The following is a 25,665-nucleotide window of genomic DNA, read 5'->3' on the forward strand; positions in this document are numbered from 1 at the left end:
CAAACCGCCGAGGCTCCGGTTACTGCACCTGAGCCCGGCCGGCCAACTCACCAGCAAAGGAGAAAGCCATGAAGACCAAGACCCTCGAAGACCTGTTTATGGACCTCTTGAAGGACGTCTATTACGCCGAACGCAAGATCCTGAAGGCCCTGCCGAAAATGGCAAGAGGCGCCAATTCGCCGGAATTGAGCACTGCTTTCGAGAAGCACCACGACGAGACCCAGACCCATGTGGAACGCCTGCAGGAGGTGTTCGACATTCTGGGCAAGCCCGCCCGCGGCAAGACCTGTCAGGCCATCGAAGGCATTCTGGAGGAAGGCGAGGACGTGCTTGAGAGCTTCAAGGGTTCGCCCGCCCTTGATGCCGGGCTCATTGCCTCGGCCCAGGCGGTCGAGCATTACGAGATCTCACGCTATGGCACGCTGCGCAACTGGGCAGAACTGCTTGGCCAGCGAGAGATCGCAAAGATCCTTCAGGACACGCTGAACGAGGAAGAGGCCACCGACGGCAAGCTGACAAAGCTGGCGGAGGGCTCGCTCAACAAGGCCGCGCTCAAGGCTGCCTGACGCCGGAAGAAAACGACAGGGCTGGCTGCGTCCCATGCGCAGCCAGCCTCTTTATATCAGAGGAACACATGACCTGCGTATTAGTGACATCGGCCTGCAGCTACCACGGGCGCCATCTGGTGGCCGGGCTTCGTGCGCAGGGGCATGACGTGATCGCCTGGGATGACGGCCTGCCCGGCACCTGGGACGGAGACCTCTGGCCACCGCCGCTGGATGCGGAACTGATCACCAGCGAGCTGGATGACCTTGACCGTCTCGATCAGGCCCTCAAGCGGGCCAAGCACGTGATCCATCTGATTGATCCGGTGCACCCGCTCGACCGGGAGCGGCTGCGCCCGCCCCCTCCTCTGGCCCAGACGGTGACGCTGTTGCGGGCCGCAGCGGCAGCCGGGGTCGAGCGGCTGGTGCTGCAGTCCAGCCTGACGGTTTACGGCGAAGGGCGCTACATCGATGAAGACGGCGTGCCGCAACCGGCACGGCGCACGATCTACGACCTTGAAGCGGGAAGATGGCAGGCGCGCTGCCTGAGGGACCAGCCCATCGCGGCCATGCCCACCCCGGAAGACACGCCCCCTGCCCCTTTGACCCATGCGGCCAAGCTCTGCGTGATGCGCGAAAGAATGGTGCGCAAATGGAGCGCGGTTACGGGCGCGAAAGCGGCAGTGCTGCGCATGGGGCGCCTTTATGGCCCGCCGCTCCCGGGCGGCGGCACCTTCTGCGGCGAAACCGGGCTGATGGCCAGCCATCTGCTCGCAGGCAGGCGCCCGCCCGTGCTGGAGGATGGCGGGCAGACGGACGACTGGCTGCATGTGCATGACGCCGTCCGCGCCTTCCGTCTGGCGCTGCTCAATTGCACCCGGGACATGCTGCCGCTCAACATCAGTTCAGGCATCGGCCACAGTGCGGCGGACATTGCCGGAATGCTGGCAATGGCTGCCTATGCCGGAGAAAGGGCAGCGGCCCCGCTGCAGATGGCCTGCAAGGGCACCGCACGGCACCTTGTTGGCGAACCGGGCACTGCCGAAGACCGGATCGGCTTCGTGCCCGGTCTTTCCCTGTCGCGCAGCCTTGCAGACCTGATCCTGTGGACTGCGGAAGCCGGGACGGAAGACCGCGCAAGCCATATCCTTGAGAACCTGCACCGGCATGCCGGCCTGGTCGGCCCGGGCAGGAGACGGGCCCGGCGTTCATTGTCGTGACTCCAAGGCACATGTGAAGGGGACGAAGCAAAGGGCTATGACACTGAAGCTTCAGTCCCATAGCCCTTTTTCCATTCGATCAGATCAGAGGCTTGCCGCCAGTTACGGCAATGGTCGCCCCCGAGGTGTAGCTCGACACCGGTTCGGCCAGCATCACATAGGCAGATGCCAGCTCTGCCGGCTGTGCCGGGCGTTTCATCGGAGTGTCGCCGCCGAACTTCGCCACCCTGCTGCCGGACATGCTGGCAGGAATGAGCGGGGTCCAGACCGGCCCGGGCGCGACACAATTGACCCGGATCCCCTTCTCCGCCAGCAACTGAGCCAGCCCGCCCGTGAAGTTCTGGATCGCTCCCTTGGTGGTGGCATAGGCCAAGAGGGTCGGGTTGGGCATGTCGGAGTTGATCGAGGCCGTGTTGATGATGGAGCTTCCCGGCGCCATATGCGGCACCGCCGCGCGGGTAAGCCAGAACATGGCATGAATGTTCACCGCGAAGGTGCGCTCCCACTCCTCGTCGGAGATTTCGCTCAACTCGTCGAACGTGTCCTGATGCGCGGCGTTGTTCACCAGAATGTCGATCCGTCCGAAGGTATCGACCGCCTTGCGGACAATGGCCCGGCAGAATTCCGCCTCCGCAATGTCACCCGCAATCGACAGGCAGCGGCGGCCGCTTTCCTCGATGAGCCGGACAGTGTCGGCAGCGTCATCACTTTCGTTGAGATAAGCAAGGATCACATCAGCGCCTTCGCGGGCATAGGCAATGGCCACGGCCCGGCCGATGCCGCTGTCCCCGCCGGTGATGAGCGCCACCAGCCCCTTCAGCCGGTCAGCGCCGCGCCATGTCTCCTCGCCGTGATCCGGCCGCGGATCCATTTTCTGGAAACTGCCCGGCAGGTCCTGGGTCTGTTCGGGAAACGGCGGGCGGGGGAAGGACCGGTGCCCCTTGGCCGGGGCACCGTTGTCCTGCTGCATGGAGCGGCCTTCCTCCGGGTTGCCGGAAGACCGGGCGGCGCGGCCTGCGCCGCCGTGTGTGGAATGGGTCATCTCAATGCCTCCGCTGTTATGGACCGGTCAGCAACCGGCAAACAGCGGGCATGTTCCCGGCGGGTGGCAGCTTATGACCTGCCACCCCGTCTCGTGCGGTCAAATCCCTGAAGGGCGCCGCCACCGCCCATCCCCGAGAATGCGGCTTCGCGGCGGCCAGGAGGCTTTGTCCGTTGCAGATGCGCCCCATCTCCGCCGTGGCGGATATCAAGGGCCTGCCCCAAAGCCATTGCAGCTGTCTGGAGATGCTCCGGCACAGAGCGATCGGCCTCTGCAGTCCCAAAGACCCTCTCCGCTTCGAAGAAAATATCCTCCCCGTCGGAGAACAAATCCACGCGCTGTCCGATAAAAAAGTTGAAGGAGCTTCCCATTTTCCCGTTCCAGTTTGCAGTTCATCATGATGCGTGTCGACATTTCTACTCCCCACTAAGTTCGGCACATCTACATCAGGAATCCGTTTCATTGAGCGCGTGATCAGGATCAACGCACCAGTCCAGAGGCTACGCACCACCGGCAGCTATGGATGACAGGGTTTTGAATCGTCCCCCCTGGAGACGTTGAGCCCGCCACAGCGGCACGGGACATCCGCAACCTTTTGCGCTGGCGGGAAAGTGCCTGACATCGTCAGGATCGCTCCCGCCAGGGCGGAGGCAGCCTGCAATTCCCCTATTCAGCAAGATCTTGCGTCAGCTGGCCGCCAGAGATGCTGCGCCGGATTCTCCGGGCTGCCCTTACGAAGTCTCTCTTCAGTAGATCCCCACCGGACAGCCGGACTGCTGCAGCCCGTCAGCACTCGGGAAGGCCAACTGCCAGGACTCTGCATTGTTCCCCAAGATTGTTGCCGGAGAGGCAGAAAAGCGGCCTCAGCGTGGCGCTGGAACATTTCGCCCGGGGTCAGGTTCACCAGCGCACCGGCGGACCAAACCGCCGCATATCCAGGAGGACCAAAATGACACGCCACGGTTTTGCATTCACGGTGATCGCAGCGCTCGCCTTTCCGTCTCTGGCATCGGCGCAGGATACGGTGCCGCCTTCGCAAGGGGCCGACCCGCTCACCGGCCGGGACGCTGTGCAGGTGGACTGCCAGGCGCAGTTCGATGCGCTCGATCTGGATGGAGACGGCTTTCTGAGCCAGAGCGAGGCCGCTCGCGAAGAGGCACGGACAATGATCGATGGCATTGTCATCGGCGAACAGGGCCTGACCCGGGACCAGTTTCTCGAGGTCTGCGACTCCCACACCTGGTCTCAGTCCGCACCGGAATCGGGTGCTCCGTTTGAAGGTGCAAACAGCTTCACCGAAGAGCAGGCCCGCGACCGCGCCATGGCGTGGAATGTCGCGAATGTCTCCCAGCTCACTCTGGATGATCAGGGCATCTGGCGCGGGACCGGCACAGTGGACGGACAGCCGGTGTCGGTTGCCGTCGACTACCGGGGCAACGTCGTCACCACTCCGGCAGCCCAGTGACCAGGCCAACCCGTAATGAAACGCACTTAACAACCAAGGAGAATTGCAATGCCTGTCGTAACACGAGTTTATCCGGATCTCGCCACCGCCGAACGCGCTCATGCCAAGCTGACGGCGCTCGGCCGCAACCATATTGATGTATCGCTGGTCGGCGGCAGCAGCCTGCAGGAGCGCTACGAGCCAGCCGGAGTGCCGAATGATGAGGCTTCGGGGACGGCAACTGGCGCGGGGATCGGATCGGTCGCTGGCGCCGGCGCCGGGCTTCTGGCCGGACTTGGCGCCATTTCCATCCCGGGCATCGGCCCGCTTGTCGCCGCCGGCTGGCTCGCAACGGCAGCTGCCGGCGCAGTCGGCGGGGCAGTCGCCGGAAGTGCCATTGGCGCTTTGACGGATATGGGCGTAAGTGACAGCGATGCTCCGGTTTTTGACGAGGCCATGCGGCGCGGCAACGTGGCGCTGACCGTCCGGTTCCCGGAGGAGCGGCGTGCCGAGGTCATTGCCGCTCTCGATCAGGTGCCGACGGTCGGCTTTGGTGATCTGAGAACCCGGTTCGAGGCCGAAGGCTGGGACTATGACACTGCCGAAGCAACACGGCGGGAACGGCTGCGCACCCGCTCTCCCCTGCCGCCGATCTGACCTGACCTATAAGCGGGCTCTGCGGTTCGCGAAAATTCTCAACCGGCACAGACGGCGGAGCAACAGCTCTGCCGTTTCCGTATGTAAACGGGGCAGAGCTTCCAGGCGTCCTCCAGCCGAAAACCTTTTTCTTCAGATGAATAAGCAAGGTCCGGCATGCCGGCGCAGGGTGGACAGACCGATTTTTCCGGCTTTCTCAAATGATCTGCCCGAACTCAGGAACATCCCGCCCAGCTGCCTGTTGAACCAGTCGCATGCCGGACATGGCAGGCACAGACGGAAGCAGACAGACAGGGCAGGCAAGGGCAATTAGGCCCTGCACACCTGCCATCCAAGGTCTCCGGCTTCCGTCCTATTCCGGCATGGTGCCGGACCCGGACCTTCCCTCCCGCACTTTTTTCCGGCGCGGTTTGAGGAGCGAGGCCCGAAAACTCCGAAGGAGGATAGAATGCCGAGATACAACGACATGCCCGAACGCGACTCCCATGGCCGCTTCGTGAGTGACGACGATCACCGTGGCTATGGCCGCCACGGCGGCAGCACCTACCGTGAGCGTGACAGGTATGGCCGCTTCATGAGCGAAAACGGCCACAATGGGCGCTACAGCAGCCGTCACGACGAAGACGACCGCCGCTACTCCAGCCACCGTGATGACGACTATGGCCGTGAGCACAGCCATGGCGGCTGGTTCGGCGATCCGCGCGGCCATTCCGAGGCTTCCCGCCGCGGTTGGGAACACCGCCGCGAGGACGACGGACGTGGCTCCTATTCCCGTTCATCCAGCCGCTACGAGGATGACGACGACGATCGCCGTTCGTCCCGCGGCCACTATGACGACTACTCCCATGACCGCGGTCAGGGTGGCTGGTTCGGTGATCACGAAGGCCATTCCGAAGCCTCGCGCCGTGGCTGGGAGCACCGCCGCGGACAGGATGAGCGCGGCACCTATGGCCGGTCCTCCAGCCGTTATGGCGATGATGACCGCCGCTATTCGCGCCACCGGGATGATGATCATTCCAGGGACCACGGCCAGGGCGGCTGGTTCGGTGACTACGAGGGCCACTCCGAGGCCTCGCGCCGCGGCTGGGACAACCGCCGCCGCTGACCCGGAACGCAGGGGGGCCCTCCCCCCCTGCGGCCTGCCCCACAGAAACGGCAGCCAACAAAGGAACACCCTATGGAAGAGATCCGCGAGAATTATCTCTCCTGGCTGCGCGACGCGCACGCCATGGAGGAACAGGCCCTGACCATGATGCGGGGCATGATGTCGAGGCTGGAGAACTACCCCGAGCTCAGCGCCCGAATCCGGCAGCACATCACAGAGACCGAGCGTCAGGAGGACGCCCTGCGCAAGCTCCTGGAGGACCGCGCTACAGACACCTCCACCGTCAAGGACGTGATGGGCAAGGTGGCAGCCAGCGGCCAGGCTTTGAGCGGGCTTTTTGCCAGCGATGAAGTCGTGAAAGGCGGCATGGCCAGCTACACGTTCGAACACATGGAGATCGCGGCCTACAAGGTGCTGATCGCCGCAGCCCGCGAGCTGGGTGACGAACCTGCCATCGCCGTTTTCCAGCAGATCCTCACGGAAGAGCAGGACATGGCCGACTGGCTTTTCGAGCACCTTGATGGAACCGCACGGCGTTTCCTTGAGCGCAGTGCCGCTGATCTGACGGCCGGCCGCTAGGCCCTGACACACATTCCGGTGCTGGACCATCCCCGCGCAAAACACGGGGAGAGAGGCGGCTTGCGCCCGCCGTCATGTCCTTGCGCCGCAACCCCGCGCTGCCGCCGCGCTGCGGCAGTCTCACCAAGGAGATACCAATGAAAAAGCTGCTTATGACAACCATGCTGGTTTCGGCCTTTGCCGCAACCTCCGCCCTTGCCCAGACCGGTACGCAGCCGGGCACCCAGCCCGGAATGCAGCAGACGGCGCCGGGCACCGGCGCAGATACGGGCGCAATGCCGGGCTTCACCGCGCCTGAAGGCTATGCCCGTCAGGATATCGTGCTGACGGCCGAGGACCTGCTTGGCGCCACCATCTATGACGCCACGGGTGACTCCATCGGCTCGGTGCAGGATCTGGTGATTGACTCCAGTGCTGCCGGTGCCGCTCAGCCCCCGGCCAGCACCAGCCCGGGCGGCACGGCCGGCACGCCTCCGGCGGCAGGCACAGATACCACCACCGGAACCGGCATGTCGCCGGACAGCCAGACGGGTGGCACCGGCAGCATGCCGGGCCAGCAGGCACAGCCGGGTACCGGTGGCGCAACAGGCGGTTCCGTAACCGGCCAGTCCGGCGTCACGCAGCCGACGCCGGCCCCCTCGGCCACGCCTGAAACAATCACCCACGTTCTTCTGGATGTGGGCGGCTTCCTCGGTATCGGCCAGCGCCGCGTTGCCGTGCCGGTGTCCGATCTGACGGTCTATGCCAACAACACCGAGACCCGGGTCTATCTGCCCTGGACCCGTGACCAGATCGAATCCCTGCCGGAATACGACCAGACCAATCCGGAGACGCTTGGCCGTCCGGTCGCCCCGCAGGCGAACTGACCTTGCGGTGCCCGTCCCCGCCCCCATCAGGGGGCGGGCATCCCGCCCTCAACTGACGCCGCCTTTCCGCAGCAATGGGAACGGCAGACCTCTTTCAAGCCAGCGAGCGGAGAAAACCGATGAGCCAGCAGCATCCACCCGCACGGTCCGCGAGGATCCATGACCAGACCCTCACCCGGGGCCACGGCGGGGAACTTCATCAGACCGCCGAAGAGGGCATGGACATCCTGACCACGGCACAGGGCACGCCGGTTGGAGACGACCAGAACACGCTGCGGGCCGGCGCACGCGGGCCGGCGCTGATGGAAGACCAGCATTTCCGCGAAAAGATCTTTCATTTTGACCATGAACGCATCCCCGAGCGCGTCGTCCATGCGCGGGGCTATGGGGCTCATGGCTATTTCGAGACCTACAAGTCGCTTGCCGAATACACCAGCGCGGATATTTTCCAGCGCGCGGGCGAAATCACGCCCGTCTTTGTACGTTTTTCCACGGTGGCAGGCTCGAAGGGCAGCTTCGATCTTGCGCGCGATGTGCGGGGCTTTGCCGTCAAATTCTATACGAAGGAAGGCAACTGGGATCTGGTGGGCAACAACATCCCGGTCTTCTTCATTCAGGACGCGATCAAATTCCCCGATGTGATCCATTCCGTGAAGCCGGAACCCGACAGGGCCTTTCCGCAGGCGCAATCGGCGCATGACAATTTCTGGGATTTCATCTCGCTGACGCCGGAATCGATGCACATGATCATGTGGGTCATGTCCGACCGGGCCATACCGCGCTCTTTCCGTTTCATGGAAGGCTTCGGCGTCCACACCTTCCGTCTGGTGACAGAGGAAGGTAAATCAACCTTCGTCAAGTTCATCTGGAAGCCCAAGTCCGGCATGCAGTCGGTGCTTTGGAACGAGGCGCTGAAGATCAACGGCGCCGATCCGGATTTCCATCGCCGCGACCTCTGGGAGGCCATCACTTCCGGACAGTTCCCGGAATGGGAGCTCTGCCTGCAGCTGTTCGACCAGGATTTTGCAGATAGTTTCGATTTCGACGTGCTGGATCCGACCAAGATCATTCCGGAGGAAATCCTCGCGCCTGTCCCGGTGGGACGGCTGATCCTCGACAGGATGCCGGACAACTTCTTCGCCGAAACCGAACAGGTCGCCTTCATGACGCAGAATGTCCCGCCGGGGATCGGCTTTTCCGATGATCCGCTGCTGCAGGGGCGCAACTTCTCCTATCTCGACACCCAGCTGAAACGGCTTGGCAGCCCGAACTTCACCCACATCCCGGTCAATGCCCCCAAATGCCCCTTCGCGCATTTCCAGCAGGACGGGCACATGGCCATGCACAATCCGAGGGGACGGGCCAATTATCAGCCGAATTCCTGGGGTGAAGGGCCGCGCGAAGATCCGGTAACCGGCATCCGCACCTATCCTGCGCAGGTGGAGGGCCCCAAGCAGCGCCTGCGCCCGGAGAGCTTTGCCGATCATTACAGCCAGGCGCGGCAATTCTACCTGAGCCAGACGGCCGTGGAGCAGAAGCACATTGCAGACGCGCTCATCTTCGAGTTGTCGAAATGCGAGATGCCGGTGATCCGCGAACGCATGGTGGCGCATCTGCTCAACATCGACGGCCCGCTGGCCGAAAGGGTGGCCGGCAAACTCGGCATCGAACCTCTGCCGGACCCGGCGGACGCTGCCGTGCCGCCGCGGGATCTGCCGCCCTCGCCCGCCCTCAGCATCTTGAAGAATGCCCCGGCGAGTTTCGCCGGACGCAAGGTCGGCGTGCTGACCTGCGACGGTGCAGACGGCAGGCTGCTGCAGGAACTGAAGGCCGCGCTTGAGGCCGAAGGTGCAAAGCTTGAAATCATCGCCCGCAAGGCTGGCGGGATCACCGCTGGTGACGGCAGTTTCGTTCCCGTCACACATCTCATCGACGGTGGCCCCTCGGTGCTCTTCGATGCGGTGGCTCTGATCCTGACGCCGGAGGGGGCAGACCTCCTGGCACAGGAAGCGCCGGGCCGGGATTTCGTCACCGATGCCTTCGCCCATTGCAAGTTCATCGGCCACACACCGGGCGCAGCGCCCCTGCTTCAGGCCGCCGGGATCGCCCCGGATGCTGACGAAGGCATGATGCCGCTGGAGACAGGCACAGGTGCCAGCTTTGTCGTCCGCTGCCGCAAGTTGCGGCTGTGGTCACGCGAGCGCGTGCTCCTGTCCTGAGGGGCAAGAAAGGCCCGGACGATGCCAGAGCCACGCCCACGGAAAGACCCGAGGACGCGATGAGCGGCAAGCAGGGACTGCTTCATGGCCCGCTTGGAAGCGGCTGCATCCACATCTGCGTGGACATGCAGCGCCTGTTTGCGGCCGGTTCGCCCTGGGCGGTGCCCTGGCTGGAGCGGATCGAGCCCACTGTCGTACGGCTTTGCGAGCATGCTCCGGCGCATACCGTATTTACCCGGTTCCTGCCTCCTGCATCTCCTGAAGATGCAGGAGGTGCCTGGCGGCGCTATTACCGCAAATGGCAGGACGTGACGCTGGACCGGATCGGGCGGCAGGCGGCGGATCTGGTCCCTGCCCTTGCCCGCTTCGTGCCCCCGGCCCATGTGGTCGGCAAGCAAGTCTACTCCCCCTGGCTGACCCCGGCCCTGGATGGGCTGCTGCGCAAGATCAAGGCTCACACTCTTCTTCTGACCGGTGGAGAAACCGATATCTGCGTGCTTTCCACCGCCCTCGGCGCCATTGACCGGGGGTACCGCGTGGTGCTGATCCGCGACGCGCTGTGCAGTTCCTCCGACCGCAGCCACGACGCCCTGATGGATCTGTGCCTGCGACGGTTCGGCACCCAGGTTGAAGTCGCCCTTGCGCAGGAAGTGCTGGAAAGCTGGCGCCCCGGATAAGCCGCCCTGGACGGCACTGTCATCCATTCCACCGCCAGACAGGCGTTTATCCCGCCGGAAGTCACAGAGACTTCATTCACCGGAACATTCCCTGCCCCTTTCTGTTGAACCTCAGAGGAAGCCGCATATGCATCGCTTCACTGTTCCAGAAAAGGAGAGGACTTCACCATGAACAACATCATCTATCTGGTCGGACTGATCGTGGTCATCGTCGCCATCCTGTCGTTCTTCGGCCTGCGGTGACAGAACAGCATCGAACATAACATTTTCGTCTGGCCAATGCAGGCCAGTGTAACCTTCCAACAGGGAGATCTCTTCATGCACAGCATGTCCAATCTCTGCAGGCTTGGCTTTGCAGCCCTTGCCGGGTTTGCATTCTACCGGGCAGCAACAGCGCCTGCCTATACCGGCGACTATCCGGATATCCGCAACGCCGGTCCGCAGGAGATGAAAAATCCGCCGGAAGACTGGGACAAGGTTGATGAGGAAAGCGACGAGTCCTTTCCGGCGAGCGATCCGCCCGCGAATTATTGACTGACAGGCCGGCGGGCCGGGAGACGGCAGGTAGACGAAGCAGCCGGTCTGCCTTTAAACCTCATGCGTTCAAAACCTGACAGGTGCGCGCATGAGGATTCTCCATACGGCAGATCTGCATCTCGGGCGGCAGTTCAACGGCCTGCCGCTGGAGGCAGATCATGATGCCATCCTTGGCCAGATCCTTGATGCGCTTGTGTCCAGAGATGCGGATGTCCTCGTCATCGCCGGGGATATTTTCGACCGGGCCGCCCCGCCTGCCCCCGCCGTCCGCCAGTTCAACACCTTCCTCTCGCAGGTTGCCTCGCAAACCCGCGCGGCTGTGGTGATGATCGCCGGAAACCATGATTCCGGTGACCGCATTGCCGCGATGTCCGTCATGACCGACACACGACGCGCCCTGATCCGGGGTGTCATCAGCGCCAGCGAGATGCCGCTCGTTCTGCAGGATGCAGCAGGACCGGTGGCCTTCACCGGCCTGCCTTTCGCCTATGAGCACGCCGCCCGCGAGTGTTTTTCCGACGATACTCTGCACAGCCCGGAGGACGTGCTGCGCGCCCAGATCGCCAGCGCCCGCAGCCATCTGCCCGAAGGGGCGCGCTGGGTTGCCGTTGCCCATGCCTTTGTGGCCGAAGCCTCCAACAGCGAAAGCGAACGGCCCCTGACCCGGGTCGGAGGCATCGAGACGGTCAGCACGGAGGTGTTCACTGGCGCCCACTATGTTGCGCTCGGGCATCTGCACAGGCCGCAGGAGGTGGGAGCACCCCATATCCGTTATTCCGGATCGCCTCTGGCTTTCGGTTTCGATGAGGCAGACTGTGCGAAATCCATGAGCCTTGTCGAGCTGGATGCCGCAGGCCGGACCATGGTCGAGGAAATTCCCTTCACCCCGCTGCGCCGCGTGCGCGTGCTGAAGGGTACACATGCGGAGCTGCTCCAGGCGCCGCCCTCGGGCGATTTCATCAAGGCCGTTCTCACCGATGAGGCACCGGTCATCGATGGCATGAAGCGGCTGCGGGAGGTGTTTCCCAATGCCTGCGAACTCGTCTACGAGCGCCACCAGCGCGCACCGGAGATGAAATCCGCCAGCTACACGGTGGCAGCGGCCGACCCGGTGACGGTGATGGGCGATTTCCTGGAGCAGGTGCGGGGCAACCGCCTGTCTGAGGCGGAACTGAAGGTTCTCGGCGCCGCGCTGGAGCGCCTGCGCATGAAGGAGGACGGGCAATGAGACCGGTCAGGCTCACCCTTCAGGCCTTCGGCCCCTACCCCGGCCGGGTCACCATTGATTTCCGCAAGGCTGTCGATGCTGGTCTTTTCGGCATCTATGGCCAGACGGGCTCGGGCAAATCGACGATCTTCAGCGCCATGACCTTCGCCCTTTTCGGTGAGGCCGCCAAGGCGGAGCAGGACGCCTCCTCGCTGCGCTCGGACCACGCCGATGCGGACATGCTGACCGAAGTCGAATTTGTCTTCGACATCGCAGAGCGCCGCTACACCGCCCTGCGCCGCCCGGAACAGATGCGCCTCAAGACCCGGGGCGGCGGCGAAACCCGCAGCGCGCATGAAGCCTATCTTTTCGATGCCACCGGTCTGGAGCCGGAGGAGATTTCACAGGCGCAGCGCGGCCGCATCATCGCTGAAAAGAAGGTGCGGGATGTGGATGCGGCCATCGAGGATCTGCTCGGCTATGGCGCGCGGCAGTTCCGCCAGATCGTGCTGCTGCCGCAGGGCCGGTTTGAGGAATTTCTGGCCGCCAAGACAAAGGAGCGGCTGGAGATCCTGCGCGAGCTCTTCGACGTCTCCCGCTATGAAGCGCTCATGGCGGATCTGAAATCGGAAGCCGAGGCTGCCGAGCGGCATGTGCGCGAGGAGCTTGCCCTGTCCGCCCGGCAGTTGAATGCGGAGGGCTTCGAGAGCTTCGATGCACTGGATGAGGGCATCGAAGCGGCTCAGGCCCGCCTTGCCGGGCTTGAGCTTGCCCTTACGGCAGAAAAAGCCGAAACGGAGGCCGCCGAAAAGCGCCTGCGGCTTGCTGAAGCCCTTGAGGAGAAATTCGCCGCTGCAGATCAGGCGCAGGCACGGCTGGCGGAACTGGAAGCCCGGCGCCCGCAGATTGAAGCGCTGGCCGGACAAGTGCGGCAGGCTGATCTTGCGCGCAGCCTCCTCGACCCGGAAGAGCGGGTGAAAGATGCAACGGCGGAAACCGAAAAGGCCGCCGGAGCTCTGCGGCTTGCAACAGAGAGCGCCGGGAAAACCGCGAAAGCGGCGGCGGACGCAGAGGCGGCGCTGCAGCGTGAGGAGGCGCGGTCTGACGAAGTGGAAACACTGCGCCGCCAGAAGGATGACCTTGGCCGCTATGGCCGTGTTCTGGAAGCGGCCGCCGGAAGCGAAGAGACAGCCTCCGCCGCGCTGAAGGCCCAGGAAGAGGCCGCAGCCAGGCTGGAGACGGCACAAGGCAGGCTTGCCGGCCTGCGGCAGGAGCGGGACCGGGCGCAGGAATCCTTGAAAGTGCAGCGCGAGACGGAAAAGCAGCGCGCCCTTCTCGCCGGACAGCACCGGGAGCTTGACGCAAGACATGCGGCTGCATCCGCCTATGCCAGAGCGCTTGAGGAGGTGTCCGAAGCCCGTAGCGCGGAAGAGCGGCAGCGGCTTGTTCATGACGCAACCCAGGAAAAGGCCGGACAGGCGCAGCGGGATCTCGATGCCGCTGAACGGAGCCTTTCGGGCGCACAGGCGCTGCATCTGGCCACCCGGCTGGAGCCGGGCGCGCCCTGCCCCGTCTGCGGCGCCACCAAGCACCCGGCTCCCGCCACGGGCGAAGCCGCCAACGCAGGGCTGGACGCAGCCTTCCGGACGGCAAAGGCCGCATGGGAGGCAGCCAGCCGCGAGGTGGGCCAGGCGGCTGAAAAGCTGGCAGGCCTCAAGGCAACACGGGCGGAGCGGGAGGCGCGCCTTGCCGCGCTTTCACAGCCCGAAGAGCCCGCGCAGCTTCTGGCCGGACGCTTGAGACAGCTGGCAGACGCGCTCGCTGCGCTCGGGCAGGAGGCAGATGCCGCTTCCGCCGAAGACGGTCTTGCCGCGCTGGACCAGCAGCTTGCCGCCCTTGAACTGGAGCGCGACAGCCTGCGGGATCAGTTCGAAGAAAGCCGCAACAGGGCAACATCCGCCATCAGCGCCAGAGACAGCCAGCTTGCAGACGTGCCCGCAGACCTCCGGAGCCCGCAGGCCCTTGCTGCGGCCCTTCACAAGGTCTCGCAGGCGCTGGACAAGCTTGTGGCCGGGCGGACGGCAGCCGCCGCAGCTGACCGGGCAGCGCGGGAAAAGGCCCTTGCTGCCGCACGCGACCTCGAAAACGCCAAGGCGCAGCATCTGAGCTGCCAGGAGCGGCAGCAGAAGGCCGAGGAAGCATTTGCTGCAAGGCTTGCCGGAGCGGACTTGAGCCTTGAGGCTTTTCAGTCTCTCAAACCGGCGATCGCAACGCTTGATGCCGACAGGCAAGCCGTCGAAGCCTTCTGGCGCGAGCACCGGAGCGGGGAAGACGCCGCCAGCGCAGCGGCGCTGGCAACCGGCGATGCCAGCCGCCCGGATACCGCCTCCTTGCGTGAGGCCCATGCTGCCTTTGCTGAAAAGCTGGCGCTGGCATCGGAAGAGCGCGCCGCGGCAGCCAGCCGGGCGGCCCACCTCGAGCGCGTCAAGACCTCCCTGTCTGAGATGGTCGGGAAGGCGAAGGCTGCGGAGGCTGAAACTGCCCCCTTGCGGGCGCTTGCAGCTCTGGTGAATGGCGGCAACCCGCAGAAGCTGACGCTGGAGACCTTTGCCATCGGCGCCATGTTCGATCAGGTGCTCGAGGCGGCCAACCTGCGGCTGGCGCCGATGACGGCGAGCCGTTACCGGCTGGAGCGCGACATGGACGGCACGGGCGCCGGCAAGCGCGGCCTTGGCATTCAGGTCTTCGACATGCACACGGGCAAGGCACGGGGCACAGGCACGCTCTCCGGCGGCGAAAGCTTCATTGCTGCCCTCGCCCTTGCACTTGGCCTTGCCGATGTGGTGGAAGGCGCCAGCGGCAAGGTGCGGCTCGACACGATCTTCATCGACGAAGGCTTTGGCAGTCTCGATACGGAAAATGGCTCGGGCACACTCGATCAGGTGCTGCAGGTGCTGGGCGCGCTGGTCAGCCAGAACCGGGCCGTCGGCCTGATTTCCCATGTGCCGCAGGTGCAGGAAGCCATTCCCAACGGCTTCCACATCCGCAAATCCGCCGCCGGCAGCAGCATCGAGGAACGCAGCCTGCCGTGATGATGTCCTTCCTGACGCGCGCCATCGTTTGCATGTGACGCAAGCGGGAGGAAGGCACTCTCCTTTTGCCGCAGCCGCCTCTCCCCCCTTGAGGGGGAGATGTCTGCGCAGCAGACAGAGGGGGGTAGCAGCGCTGCAGTACGGCAGGACATCTCTCATACCCGGACAGTCCGTTACCCCCCTCTGCCCCCTGCCGGGGGCATCTCCCCCTCAAGGGGGGAGAGGAGTTGGTGCCTGACTGGCAGTCCGATGGAAACATTTTCCTGAAGGGCCGGGCCCCGGAGGATTGCCTCTCCGGGGCCTGGCCCTGAACTCAGTCCTTTCTGAGCGTCAGGGCCGGATTATGGGCAAAGAAGTTGTGCGGCATGATGTGGACGGTCTTCCACTCCGTCGACATGACCGGCCAATCCTCCATGCGGGGAATGTGGTGGAAGCCGGCGGTGAACCAGGTCACGATGTCCTGGCCCATCAGGCTCCTGTCCTTCTTCACCCATTCGGCCAGCGTGTCGGAACCGTCGCTCTGCATGGCGAACTTGCCGCCCGCATAGCGCTGCTCAGGATCATAGACCGTATTCCAGACCGAATATTCAATATAGGCGTTGCGCTTCATCGGCGGATCGTTGGCGAAGTCGAACGGCCCGTAGGCAACATTGCCGTGATGGATCATCCAGCCCGGCTCATGGCCGAGATAGCCCTCGCGTGAGGGGTTCGAGATATGGAAGTAGCGCGGCTGCATGGCCGAAATCTTGTAGCGCGCCTCCAGCTCCGTGTGCGGCATGTTGTGCTCGACCGTCCACATCGACTTGCGCGGGGAAGACGGGTCAAGCTTCGCAGGCACGATGTCCATGGTGGAGAAATGGTTCACCGGCTGATCGACGTCAAAGTCGATGCGGAAGTTGAAATAGTGATCGTGATTGGCCGCAACGAGATTGGGCGCGATCAACGTGCCATATGCCGTGTCCTCCTTTGCCGTCGCATCCTTCATTGAGGTTGAGACAACCCCCTTCACGGCATCAAGCCCGGTGGCCCCGACATAGATGTTGATCTGCCCGTTCTGTTGCAGGCGGTAGTCGATCAGATAGTCGTAGTTGCCCACTTCCGAGGCGGTGCGCACCACGAGCTCCGTTGCAGGCCGCCCTTCCGCCGGAACAGGCGTCTCCGGGGTCTGGGCAAAGACCTCGAAATGCCGCCAGGCCGGATCACCGGTGTTGCGCTCGAAGACGCAGATGGCATCGGGAATGACCAGCGGTGCCCCCTTGTCATCGGCAATGGTTGCCGGAAGGAAGGTGGCGTGCCTGGGGCAGTCGATCCCGGCCCGCAGCGGGCTCAGGAACAGGCCGAAGCCATATTCGCCGCTGTCCATGTAGGTGCGCCAGTACCAGCCCTCGGTCGGGTCCATATAGGGCACGAAGACCTCGGACAGATGCGCCTGATAGATGACGGACCGCCATGTTCCCTGATCGTTGACATCAAGGTTCGAGATCACCAGGCCCGGGCGCTTGTCGATGCGGAAATTGAAGCGCCAGATGTCCCATTCAAGGTGACTGCCCTTGACCGTGAAGTTCGGGCCGCCCTCCTGCGACAGCGTGGCGGGATTGGACTGCGGGCGCAGCGGCAGGCGCGCGGCCACTTCCTCCTCCGTATAGCCCCAGCCATCCTGAGGCAGCGCAATGGTGCCGGTGTCGATGACGCGCTGCACCTCCTTCTTGCCGATATCATAGATGGCGAAAAGCCCCTCGATCGGCTTGGCATAGAAGTTGGATCCGTCCGGCACCTTGTAGCAGGGCACCTTCATCAGCCGGGAGTTCGTGTATTCCTCGGTAAAGAAATTCCCGCCCGTCAGCGGCAGGCAGAAGGCCTCTTCCGGCGTCACCCCGCGCCGGGCAAGGCCCGCCACCATCTCCGGATGGCTGAGAGCGCCCTCCAGCGCGTCGATGAACTCCGTGAAGAGCACCATCGGCTGGCCTGCCGCCTGCTCGTTGCTTTCGACCGTGCCTTGGGTGATGTTGACAACCGCCTCGCCAAAGCCGCCGGCGTTGGTGAAGTAGACGGTTGCCTTGCGGTCGAGGCTGGAGCCTTCGGTCCAGGCCAGAACATCCGCTTTGGGCGGCTCCTTCAGCTCGATCAGCGGATAGAGCGTGTCATCATCCGCGACTTTCTGATCGCGCAGGATCTGGTTGATCTTCTGGTATTCCTCCGCCGTCAGCCCGTCGAGCGGATGGGCAGCAGCTCCTGAGGCCCAAAGCCCCGCGCCCAGCCCCAGAGCCAATGCTCCGGACGCCAGATGTCTTGTCAGTTTCATCCGTGTTCCCTCTTGTTTTTTGCTGTTGTCCCAAGGCCGCTGATGCTGGCGCATCACGCCTTGAAAAGCTCAAGCTTCCGCACCCCGGAAGACTTCAGGGATCCGATTGTGCAAGCGGGCTGGCCGTCAGACTTGGACGAAGCCGACAGGGCCATTGAAAAAACCGTCAGCTGCCGTTGGCGGCAGTCCTTGGAGTTGCGCCGTACTTCCTGCGGAACTCGCGGTGGAAATAGGACAGGTCATTGAAGCCGCAATCCAGGGCAATCGAGGTGACCGTCTCGCCCGGACGGCGGCGCGCACCGGTCAGCCTTGCATGGGCAAGCTCAAGACGGCGCTCAAGCAGGCGCCGGCCCGGCGTTTCGCCAAGCGGCTGAAAATGGCGCTGCAACGTGCGTTCGGACACATTGAGCCGCATGGCCAGTTCCCGCGGCCCGAAGGCCGGATCGGACCTGTAGCGGTCGATCAGTTGCAGGGCACGGGACAAAAGCCCGGTGCCGCGTTCCGGCAGGCCGCCTGCCCGCAGGGAACTGACATAGGCACCTAGCAGGCTGAACATCGCCTCGCCCAGTTCCATTTGAGCGTCCGAGCCCGCCGACATCTTGGAAAGAACCGCCCGCATCGCCAGCCAGAGCGGATCGCTGCGGGAGATGGGCAGGCCGCCATCGCAGGCATGGCCGAAACGCCCGGCAATCTCCTCCTTCGGCAAATGCAGGGAAATCTGCCGGGACTGCACGGCGCCGTATGAGAATTCCGAGGGCCTTGCCGCATCGACCAGGACCATGTCCCCGGCCGACAGCAAGGTGGAGTGGCTTTCCTGAGCGATCCGGCAGCAACCGCTCTCCTGCACGATCAGGAAGAAATACTCGCCCGGCGCCTGCCGGATCGCCCGGGCATCGCGCACGACGGCCGATGCATCGAGAGCAACGGCGGCTGTGTCGAATGGACCCGTGCGGCGGCCCGAGACCGCGCCATGGATGACGCCGCCCGGCCGTCTGGTTTGCAGGGAAAAGGCGCCGCAGACCCTGTTCAGGTCCGCCTGCAGTTCCTCGACAGGCACCTGCCGGTGCTGAGGCGTCGTCAGCGGCTCCATGGCGTCCTCCCCGTTTCCGCAAAGCCCTTCAACCTGCCCAGTTCACCACAGATCGGGGGCTTTGCCTATCACCGGGCCTATCACCGGACCTGCCGCAAGGCCTACGGCCCGGAGGGGAACGCTCAGGCTGGCCCGCTGGCGAGGGTCTTGCGGTACTCGGCCACCGGAAGGCCGCCGATGCCCCAGTCTTCCATTGCCACCTCGTCGATGACGACAAAGGTGGTTGCCGGGTTCTTGTCCAGCACATCAGCAAGAAGACGGGTCACCCCTTCGATAAGGCGGGCCTTCTGGCCGGCCGTTGCCCCTTCGCGGGTGATCTTGATGTTCACATAAGGCATGGCTGCTCCTTTGAGTTTGCCCGGAAAGAAAACGAAATCAGGGATCAAGGCTGGCGTTCGATGATCTGAAAGACCTTGGCGATGATCCGCCACTGCCCGTCGCTGCGCACAAGGGTGAGAAAATCCACGAAGTCCCGCGGCCCGATCGAGCAGCGCACCCGGGCAAAGGCCGTGTTGTCCCCGGCCAGATCGATGGCATCGATGTGATCGCGGCGCGGCTCGCCCCGTGACGCCGGAGACTGCCGGGCCGCGACAACCGGGACATACTCTTCCATGGTGCGGTAAAGCAGCGGCGTCTCATCGGCGGTGGCATAGATTGCCCTGGGATGAAAGACGCGCTGCAGGATGCCTGTGTCGCAGAAATACAGGGCGTCGAAATAGTCCTGCAGAACAGCGGAGACTTCGTGAAAAGCCTGTGTCATGCGGCTTCTCCGTCCAGAAGGCCTTCTTCCTGCATCGCCTGCCGCACCGATGCGCGCTCCGTAATCCGGGCGAGATAGGCGGCCGCATGCGGCCATCGGGCCAGATCCACCCCGATGAAACGGGTCCAGTTCAGCACCACGGCCAGATAGGCATCTGCGACGCTGAAACGGCTGCCCAGAATGAAGCTGCGGCCATCGGCCAGCCCGTGCTCGACATCGCCGATGCGCCGCTCCAGCTGGGCTGAGGCCGTCGCCTTCTCCCCATCCGTGAGCGGCTTGCCACGGAAATAGGGACTGAATGCCTTGTGCAGTTCCGAGGCGGTGAAATTCAGCCATTCCTGCAGGCGCGCGCGCTCCACGGTGCCCGGCGCAGGCGCAAGGCCGGCCTCAGGATGGCTGTCGGCCAGAAACTGCAGGATCGCAGGGTTTTCCGTCAGCACCACACCGCCCTCGATCTCCAGCGCGGGCACATAGCCCTTCGGATTGATCTGGCGGTAGTCAGCTCCAGAGCCGGTCAGGCCGGCTTCGGTATCGACCTTTTCGGCCGTGAAGGGCAGTCCGAGTTCATGCAGCACGATCCGTGATGACATGGAACAGGCGCCGGGCTTGTAATAGAGCTTCATGAGAAGGGTCCTTGCTGTTGATGGCTGGAGGGTAGGCATTCTGGTTTCCCTTGCCAACCTGGTTTCCATCAGTTACCTGATTATCAGGTTTCTCCGCAGTAACCCCATGAACAGTCATGGCAGGAGCCGGTTCCAGACATGAGCCTGAAACGCCGCAAGAACCACAGCGCACGGCCGCCCACACCCTGCGCCCTGACCGAGTGCATGGCCATCATCGCCGGGGCATGGGCGCCGAATGTGATATGGCATCTGCGTGCCGGGCCGCGGCGGTTCAGCGAATTGCGGCTGGATATCCCGCCGGTTTCCGCCAAGGTTCTGTCGCAGCGCCTGCGTGAGCTGGAGAGCAAGGGCGTGCTCACCCGCACCATCCAGCCCACCTCGCCGCCTTCCGTCGAATATGCGCTGACGCCCCTTGGCGAGGAACTGGTTCCGGCGCTGGATGCCATCGTCGCGGTCGGCCACAAGCTGAAGGTAGCCGCCGGGAACGGGGCTGATCCCGCCTGAAGGGATCAGCCCTTTGCAGCATTCCCTGCTGACAGGCCAGGCAGACAGTTGCTATTGGTTGGGGATGCAGAATGAAACCCGGTTCATCGAATGGCAGCATCATGCGGAAGCGCCGGAGAAAGCGCCCATATTTCCGGATGGATGCCGCGACCTGCTGATCATCCGGAATACGGACGGGCCTGCAGACATCGTCTTGACCGGACTGGATTTCCGGCCCCGCATTGCCGCTCTGCGTCCCGGCGTCCGGATCACGGGCTACCGCCTGCGCCCGGGTGCTGCCCTGTCGCCCAAGGCCCTTGAGGCGGTTGCCGCAGATACCAGCCGCGCACAAGCCATCGTGGAAGAGGAATGCGGCGGGCACACCGGTCTGGATGACGCCATTGCGGCACTCGCCGCCCCTTGCGCCACCGTCGGGTCCGCCGCGCGGGACCTGGGCGTTTCCCTCCGGACCATGCAGAGGCTCTTTCTGAACAGGCACTTGCCGCCGCCGGACTTCTGGCGTCTGCTCGCCCGGGCGCGTCATGCGGCCACCCTGCTCGCCACCACTGCGCCGCTTGCGGACATCGCTGATAGATGCGGCTTCAGCGATCAGGCCCACATGACCCGGGAGCTCGTCAGGTGGTTCGGGCTGAGCCCGGGTCATCTGCGCCGCAACACGGCGGTCATCGGTCTGCTGTCTCAGCCCGCGCTCGGCAACTGGACCGGCGAACAGATCTCGACAAGATAACCGTTCAGGTCGCCGGCATAGGCGGTAGTCTGCCCCCACGGCTCGTCGCGAACCTGCTGCACCGGCTTTGCCCCTGCTGCAACCGCACGGTCGAATGCAGCCTGGACATCATCTGTCTCAAAGGCGATTTCGAACACCGGCGCTTGCAGCACTGGCTTTCCAGGCTTCTTGCCGAGCTGTTTCATCAGTTCAACCGACGAAAACGCGAGTTTCGTGTCCCCTGTCGCCAGTTCCCCATAATCCCCCGATGCGTGCAGGAAGCTCCGCTTCAGACCGAACGCGCGCTCGTAGAAATCAAGCGTTGCCGCGACATCTTCGACATAAAGGATCGTATATCTCAGGATCATCCAGTTCCTCCAAGGCATGTGGTGCCAGAGGGACATCTGAACATGAGCGGCAGATTTGTCTTGAAGGATCACGCCAGGCCGGCATTTTCCCATCGGCATTTCACCGCCTGCATTTCCCCGCAGGGCCCAGTACAGCGCCTGCACCCAGCATTCGGGACTGGACCTGTGCCTATCGGTCCAGTGAAAATCTGTTCATCGCCCCGCCATGCAAATCCTTGCCGACGCAAAGGATCCAAACCTCGGCCGAGACGCAGAGCTTCAAACAGTTGCGCCCTGAAACATGGGGAACCATCAGGCCCGGGCCGAAGAGCACTGAACCATTCAGAAGTGCCTTATGGTTCGCGTGGCCGCCTGCAGACTGAGGAAAGCTTGATAGCGGTGTTCGTGGATCTCGGCCCAATCGCAGGTAACCGGCTCGTAGACGGCATCAATGGCTGACATTGCCCCCATCGCATGGCGAATGTCGGGAAATGCCCCGGAAGCAACGCTCCCCAGCATGGCGGCGCCGAGGAGGACCGGCTCGGCAGCGGCAGGGCTCAGAACCGGCTTGCGGCACGTATCGGCCAGGATCTGCCGGACCAGCGGACTTGCACCCGCCCCGCCGCTGATGACGGCACGCTGCACCGGCGCGCCTGCCCTCGCCTGCGTTTCGATGATCTGGCGCAGCCCATAGCCGATCCCGCAGAGACCGGCGATATAGAGCGCAATCAGGCTTTCGAAGTCCCGTTCCATGCCCAGCCCGGCAATGATGGCGCGGGCATGCGGATCGGCGAAGGGCGCGCGGTTTCCCAGGAACTCCGGAACGACATGCAGACCGGTGGCAAGGGTCACGGCTGCGGATGCATCGGATACCCTCTCAGCAGCCGCAGCAGCCATGAAGGCCGGGAGGGGTTTACCCAGTTCGCGCGCCTTCATCGCCGCCTCACCGGCAGCCGGGTGGAAGGAGAGCAACTGGTCGATCGCGGCTCCCGCGGCACTCTGCCCGCCCTCGTTCAGCCACATGCCGGGCACCATGGCGGAGTAATACGGCCCCCATATACCGGGCACGAAGACCGGCCCGGCAGTCGACGTCATGGTGCAAGAGGACGTTCCGAAGACATAGGCCAGAGTGTCAGCCGGGTTGCCGCCGGCCCCGACCGTGCCAATCCCGCCCGCATGGGCGTCGATCATTCCCGCGGCAACCGCGGTGCCAGGCCTCAGCCCCATTGCGGCAGCAGCGTCCACGGTCAGACCGGCGCCCAGCCTGCTGCCCGGGTCCACGATATCCGTACCGATGCGGGCAAAGCCCTCGTCGGCCAGTTCACCCAGCCCGATCTTCCGGAAGTAATCACCATCCCAGCGGCGTTCATGGGCAAGATAGGTCCACTTGCAGGTGACCGTGCAGGTCGAACGGGCCAGGCTGCCCGCCGCCTTCCACGTCAGAAAGTCCGCAAGGTCGAAGAACTGCCAGGCGGCTGCGAAGGTCTCAGGGCGGTTTTCCTTCAGCCACAGGATCTTCGGCGTTTGCATTTCCGGTGAAATGCGGCCGCCGGTGTAGCGAAGAACGTCATGTCCGGTTGCGTTGATGCGCTCGGCCTGGGCTATGGCGCGGTGGTCCATCCAGACAATGATGTCCCGTTCCCCATCTCCGGAAGGACCGGCGGCAAGCGGCCTGCCGCCCTCACCCAGAACAACCAGCGAGCAAGTGGCATCAAACCCGAGCCCGGCGACATGCGCCGGATCTATGCGAGCCGTGGAAACGGCTTCACGGATGACGGCGCAAACCGCATCCCAGATCTCCGTGCTCGACTGTTCGGCGATCGAGCCGGCTTCCCGGAACAGCGAAATGTCGCGTTTGGCGGCCGACACCATATGACCACTCAGGTCAAAAACACCTGCACGGGCGCTTGCCGTCCCCACATCAATACCGATGACGTAACGCGGGCGCCCCTCGGACGGGGTATGTGCTGATGTCATGGTTCTCTTCTCCGCGGCGGGTGTTCAGCTCTGGGTACGGGGCCGCGCAACATCATTCGAGCCCTCCGCCTCAGGGCCAAGACCATAGCTCATCCGCTTCATCTGGCCGATCACGCGCTCCATTTCATCGTCGGACAGAACCGGCGGCGTCCCGAGCGTCAGCACCTGCACATACATGCGCGACAAGGTTTCCACCTCGATCGCGAGCCACAACGCCTGCTCCAGATCCTGACCCAGCGAGATCTGGCCATGCTGGCCGAGCAAGCAGGCAAGCCGGCCATCAAGTGCTTTCAGGGCGTGATCGGAAAGCTCCTGTGTGCCGAAAGTTGCATATTCCGCACAGCGGATCGTCGTGCCCCCGGCAACACCAACCATGTAGTGAAAGGCCGGAATGGTCTTGTGGTGGCAGGCAAGCGTCGTGGCATACATCGAATGGCAATGCAGCACGACATTGATGTCAGGCCGGTTCTTCAGGATATCCCGGTGGAAGCGCCATTCGGAGGACGGCCTCCGGCCAGCATAAGTGCCGTCAAAGTCCATCTCCACCAGATCGTCCGGTGTCATCAGATCATATGGCAGGGACGATGGCGTGATCAGGAAGCCGCCGCCGGTCCGGACCGATAGGTTGCCTGCCGTGCCCTGGTTCATGCCGCTGGAATTCATCCTGCGGCAGATGCCGACCATATTGCGGCGCAGATCGTGGATATCAGTTTCGCTCATGACATGTCCTTTCTGGAAGAGTTGCCGGCCTGGCGGGCCTGTTCGCGCCAGCGCTGATGGTAAGACCTCATGAGGCCAGCTGGCGCTGCGACGGCAGCAGCGGTCCGCAAATGCAGACTGTCCAGAGCCCGCGCCGTGCCGTGAGACGCCAGCAGCGCCGCACCTGTTGCCACGCCATAGGCATCGAGGTTGAAGAGGGTTTCGCCGCAGCCCCGGAATGCGGCAACCAGTCCGGCAAACAGCGGATCCCCGAGGTAGCTTCCGTCGAGCACCGCCGTCCCCTGGGCCTTCAACGCATCGAGGCATTCGGCTGACAGCTGCGCAACGAAGATCAGGGCAAGGGCGCGCCGCTCGGCCGCATTCTGCGGGGGAGGACCGGCAATATGTCCTCGCCCCGCACTGCCGGGGAAGAACCCGTCACCGTCGCCGAAACTCGGCAGTGCCATGGTGCCGCGTGCAATCAGCGCCATCGCCACATCCGGATCAACGGCGGTTCCCCCACCCTCGCCCGCAAGAAGCGCAAACTCACGGCCACCCATGGCAAGGGCGCCTGCGACAGGGCGGCCGTAGACGTCGCTGTTGATCGTCATGCCGGCCATCTCATCGAGCCCGTCAAGCGGCGTCATGCGGCTCATGCCTGCGATCCAGGTGCCGGTCGAGAGAATGGCAGCCCCGGAAAGCCCGGCGGCCTGATAGCGGTAGAAATTGGCGCTGCTGTCATGAATGCCGGCCAGCACGTCCAGTCCCTCCGGCAAACCGAAACGGCGTGCAAGGCCGGGGCGTACCGTCCCAAGACTGGCCCAGGCCGGAGCAAAGGGCGGCAGCAGCCGCTCCCAGCCGCGCATGGCGACAATCGGTGTGTGGCAATTGTCCGGCGTGTTCCAGAGATGGGACTGCGCGCCGAGACAGGTCTTCTCCGAAACCGCAACCCCGGTCATCCGCCACGCCCAATATTGCGGCAGGGACAGAAACCAGCGGCCTGCGGCAAACCGCTCCGGCTCGGCGGTTTCCATCCACAGAAGCTGCCGGGCCTGGTGTGTGGCACCGTGCATGATGGCGCTGCCGCGATCACGAAAGGAGCCGGCCAAAGGCACATAGGCCTCGCGGACCGCGGACGGCAGGGGCTGCTCGTAGTCGATCATCGGCAGGGCAGCGCCATCTCCTGCATCAGGATCCGGACCGGTCAGAACTCCGCCGGAACCATGCGCGGTGCAAACGAATGTCTGGAGCGGATGACGCCGGGTGAGCGCCGCCAGTTCTTCAAAGATCCAGCCGCCGAGCCCGGCCAGGTCATGATGCTGCCATGGCGGGCCCGGACGAACCGGATTTGCAATGGCCACGGTCTCCACCACACCGCCCGCGGCAGTCATGGCATTCAGCTTCACGTTGGTCTTGCCAATATCGAGGACGCAGATGCTGGCAAGGGGCTCCGGTTCAGCCATTGAC

The 25,665-nt window shown here is 63.8% G+C and carries 25 protein-coding genes; 14 read left to right on the plus strand and 11 right to left on the minus strand.

The features are described 5' to 3' along the window. The first annotated feature begins 68 nt into the window (after positions 1-68). Both IF10I1_RS10405 and IF10I1_RS10410 read left to right on the plus strand, forming a co-directional pair. The gene (locus tag IF10I1_RS10405; protein ID WP_050472983.1) at positions 69-566 is read left to right on the plus strand and encodes a ferritin-like domain-containing protein; all 498 of its coding nucleotides are present in this window, start codon (positions 69-71) and stop codon (positions 564-566) included. A gap of 68 nt (positions 567-634) precedes the next feature. Beyond that, a complete protein-coding gene (locus tag IF10I1_RS10410; RefSeq protein ID WP_186392697.1) occupies positions 635-1,765 on the plus strand; it encodes an NAD(P)-dependent oxidoreductase in 1,131 nt (376 codons plus the stop codon). Positions 1,766-1,844: 79 nt separating this feature from the next. Here the strand turns inward: IF10I1_RS10410 and IF10I1_RS10415 are convergent, their stop codons facing one another. Further along, positions 1,845-2,735: an SDR family oxidoreductase gene (locus IF10I1_RS10415; protein WP_050473120.1), complete on the minus strand. Its 891-nt coding sequence runs from the start codon at positions 2,733-2,735 to the stop codon at positions 1,845-1,847. A gap of 1,021 nt (positions 2,736-3,756) precedes the next feature. On the opposite strand from IF10I1_RS10415, the gene IF10I1_RS10420 reads away from it, so the two are divergent. The 7 genes from IF10I1_RS10420 to IF10I1_RS10450 all read left to right on the plus strand — a co-directional run bounded on the left by IF10I1_RS10420 (position 3,757) and on the right by IF10I1_RS10450 (position 10,354). After that, on the plus strand, positions 3,757-4,272 hold the full coding sequence (locus tag IF10I1_RS10420) for a hypothetical protein (protein ID WP_186392698.1): 516 nt from the start codon (positions 3,757-3,759) through the stop codon (positions 4,270-4,272). A gap of 48 nt (positions 4,273-4,320) precedes the next feature. Beyond that, the gene (locus tag IF10I1_RS10425) at positions 4,321-4,908 is read left to right on the plus strand and encodes a hypothetical protein (RefSeq protein WP_122520843.1); all 588 of its coding nucleotides are present in this window, start codon (positions 4,321-4,323) and stop codon (positions 4,906-4,908) included. A 448-nt stretch (positions 4,909-5,356) separates the two neighbouring features. Further along, complete coding sequence (locus tag IF10I1_RS10430; protein WP_050472978.1) at positions 5,357-6,013, plus strand: hypothetical protein; 657 nt, start codon at positions 5,357-5,359, stop codon at positions 6,011-6,013. Positions 6,014-6,085: 72 nt separating this feature from the next. Beyond that, entirely contained in the window at positions 6,086-6,592 is a 507-nt protein-coding gene (locus IF10I1_RS10435) for a ferritin-like domain-containing protein (protein WP_122520845.1), read from the plus strand. Between the two features lie 137 nt (positions 6,593-6,729). After that, positions 6,730-7,458 (plus strand): PRC-barrel domain-containing protein, encoded by a 729-nt coding sequence (locus IF10I1_RS10440; RefSeq protein WP_186392699.1) that lies wholly within the window; start codon positions 6,730-6,732, stop codon positions 7,456-7,458. Between the two features lie 119 nt (positions 7,459-7,577). After that, positions 7,578-9,677: a catalase gene (locus IF10I1_RS10445; RefSeq protein ID WP_186392700.1), complete on the plus strand. Its 2,100-nt coding sequence runs from the start codon at positions 7,578-7,580 to the stop codon at positions 9,675-9,677. A 59-nt stretch (positions 9,678-9,736) separates the two neighbouring features. Beyond that, positions 9,737-10,354 (plus strand): cysteine hydrolase family protein, encoded by a 618-nt coding sequence (locus IF10I1_RS10450; protein ID WP_186392701.1) that lies wholly within the window; start codon positions 9,737-9,739, stop codon positions 10,352-10,354. Positions 10,355-10,465: 111 nt separating this feature from the next. Here IF10I1_RS10450 and IF10I1_RS10455 read toward each other — a convergent pair whose 3' ends face one another. Next, positions 10,466-10,678 carry a hypothetical protein gene (locus IF10I1_RS10455; RefSeq protein WP_186392702.1) on the minus strand — a complete coding sequence of 71 codons (213 nt, stop codon included), beginning with the start codon at positions 10,676-10,678 and terminating at the stop codon, positions 10,466-10,468. Between IF10I1_RS10455 and IF10I1_RS10460 the strand changes: the two genes are divergently transcribed. The 3 genes from IF10I1_RS10460 (at position 10,673) to IF10I1_RS10470 (ending at position 15,190) form a co-directional block, all read left to right on the plus strand. After that, positions 10,673-10,888, plus strand: a complete 216-nt coding sequence (locus IF10I1_RS10460; RefSeq protein ID WP_119396674.1) for a hypothetical protein — start codon at positions 10,673-10,675, stop codon at positions 10,886-10,888. The two genes, IF10I1_RS10455 and IF10I1_RS10460, sit on opposite strands and share 6 nt — an antisense overlap. Before the next feature lie 91 nt (positions 10,889-10,979). Continuing rightward, positions 10,980-12,119 (plus strand): exonuclease SbcCD subunit D, encoded by a 1,140-nt coding sequence (locus IF10I1_RS10465; protein ID WP_186392703.1) that lies wholly within the window; start codon positions 10,980-10,982, stop codon positions 12,117-12,119. Continuing rightward, the gene (locus tag IF10I1_RS10470) at positions 12,116-15,190 is read left to right on the plus strand and encodes an AAA family ATPase (RefSeq protein WP_186415159.1); all 3,075 of its coding nucleotides are present in this window, start codon (positions 12,116-12,118) and stop codon (positions 15,188-15,190) included. Before IF10I1_RS10465 ends, IF10I1_RS10470 begins: the two co-directional genes overlap by 4 nt. Positions 15,191-15,503: 313 nt before the next feature. On the opposite strand, the gene IF10I1_RS10475 is transcribed toward IF10I1_RS10470, so the two are convergent. From IF10I1_RS10475 to gstA, 5 genes are all read right to left on the minus strand, one after another. Next, the gene (locus tag IF10I1_RS10475) at positions 15,504-17,492 is read right to left on the minus strand and encodes a tyramine oxidase (RefSeq protein WP_186415160.1); all 1,989 of its coding nucleotides are present in this window, start codon (positions 17,490-17,492) and stop codon (positions 15,504-15,506) included. Between the two features lie 166 nt (positions 17,493-17,658). Next, positions 17,659-18,582, minus strand: a complete 924-nt coding sequence (locus IF10I1_RS10480) for a helix-turn-helix domain-containing protein (protein ID WP_186392706.1) — start codon at positions 18,580-18,582, stop codon at positions 17,659-17,661. Positions 18,583-18,704: 122 nt separating this feature from the next. Then, a complete protein-coding gene (locus tag IF10I1_RS10485) occupies positions 18,705-18,920 on the minus strand; it encodes a 4-oxalocrotonate tautomerase family protein (protein ID WP_019965971.1) in 216 nt (71 codons plus the stop codon). Positions 18,921-18,964: 44 nt separating this feature from the next. Beyond that, entirely contained in the window at positions 18,965-19,342 is a 378-nt protein-coding gene (locus tag IF10I1_RS10490) for a nuclear transport factor 2 family protein (RefSeq protein WP_186392707.1), read from the minus strand. Continuing rightward, entirely contained in the window at positions 19,339-19,965 is a 627-nt protein-coding gene (gstA, locus tag IF10I1_RS10495) for a glutathione transferase GstA (protein ID WP_186392708.1), read from the minus strand. Before gstA ends, IF10I1_RS10490 begins: the two co-directional genes overlap by 4 nt. A gap of 138 nt (positions 19,966-20,103) precedes the next feature. Here gstA and IF10I1_RS10500 point away from each other — a divergent pair, with 138 nt between their 5' ends. Together IF10I1_RS10500 and IF10I1_RS10505 are read left to right on the plus strand one after the other, a co-directional pair. After that, complete coding sequence (locus IF10I1_RS10500) at positions 20,104-20,469, plus strand: helix-turn-helix domain-containing protein (RefSeq protein ID WP_186392709.1); 366 nt, start codon at positions 20,104-20,106, stop codon at positions 20,467-20,469. 64 nt (positions 20,470-20,533) lie between these two features. Continuing rightward, on the plus strand, positions 20,534-21,196 hold the full coding sequence (locus IF10I1_RS10505; RefSeq protein ID WP_186392710.1) for a helix-turn-helix domain-containing protein: 663 nt from the start codon (positions 20,534-20,536) through the stop codon (positions 21,194-21,196). Here IF10I1_RS10505 and IF10I1_RS10510 read toward each other — a convergent pair. The 4 genes from IF10I1_RS10510 to IF10I1_RS10525 all read right to left on the minus strand — a co-directional run bounded on the left by IF10I1_RS10510 (position 21,148) and on the right by IF10I1_RS10525 (position 25,661). Continuing rightward, on the minus strand, positions 21,148-21,543 hold the full coding sequence (locus tag IF10I1_RS10510) for a VOC family protein (RefSeq protein ID WP_186392711.1): 396 nt from the start codon (positions 21,541-21,543) through the stop codon (positions 21,148-21,150). The genes IF10I1_RS10505 and IF10I1_RS10510 overlap by 49 nt on opposite strands. Positions 21,544-21,864: 321 nt before the next feature. Continuing rightward, positions 21,865-23,499 (minus strand): FGGY-family carbohydrate kinase, encoded by a 1,635-nt coding sequence (locus IF10I1_RS10515; RefSeq protein WP_186392712.1) that lies wholly within the window; start codon positions 23,497-23,499, stop codon positions 21,865-21,867. A gap of 24 nt (positions 23,500-23,523) precedes the next feature. Continuing rightward, positions 23,524-24,219, minus strand: coding sequence for a class II aldolase/adducin family protein (locus IF10I1_RS10520; protein ID WP_186392713.1), 696 nt, complete (start codon positions 24,217-24,219; stop codon positions 23,524-23,526). Continuing rightward, on the minus strand, positions 24,216-25,661 hold the full coding sequence (locus IF10I1_RS10525; RefSeq protein WP_186392714.1) for an FGGY family carbohydrate kinase: 1,446 nt from the start codon (positions 25,659-25,661) through the stop codon (positions 24,216-24,218). The genes IF10I1_RS10520 and IF10I1_RS10525 overlap by 4 nt, the downstream gene beginning before the upstream one ends. Between the last annotated feature and the right edge of the window lie 4 nt (positions 25,662-25,665).

Origin of the sequence: Pannonibacter sp. I15F10I1, from assembly GCF_900185665.1 — a bacterium.
GTDB classification, from domain to species: domain Bacteria; phylum Pseudomonadota; class Alphaproteobacteria; order Rhizobiales; family Stappiaceae; genus Pannonibacter; species Pannonibacter indicus.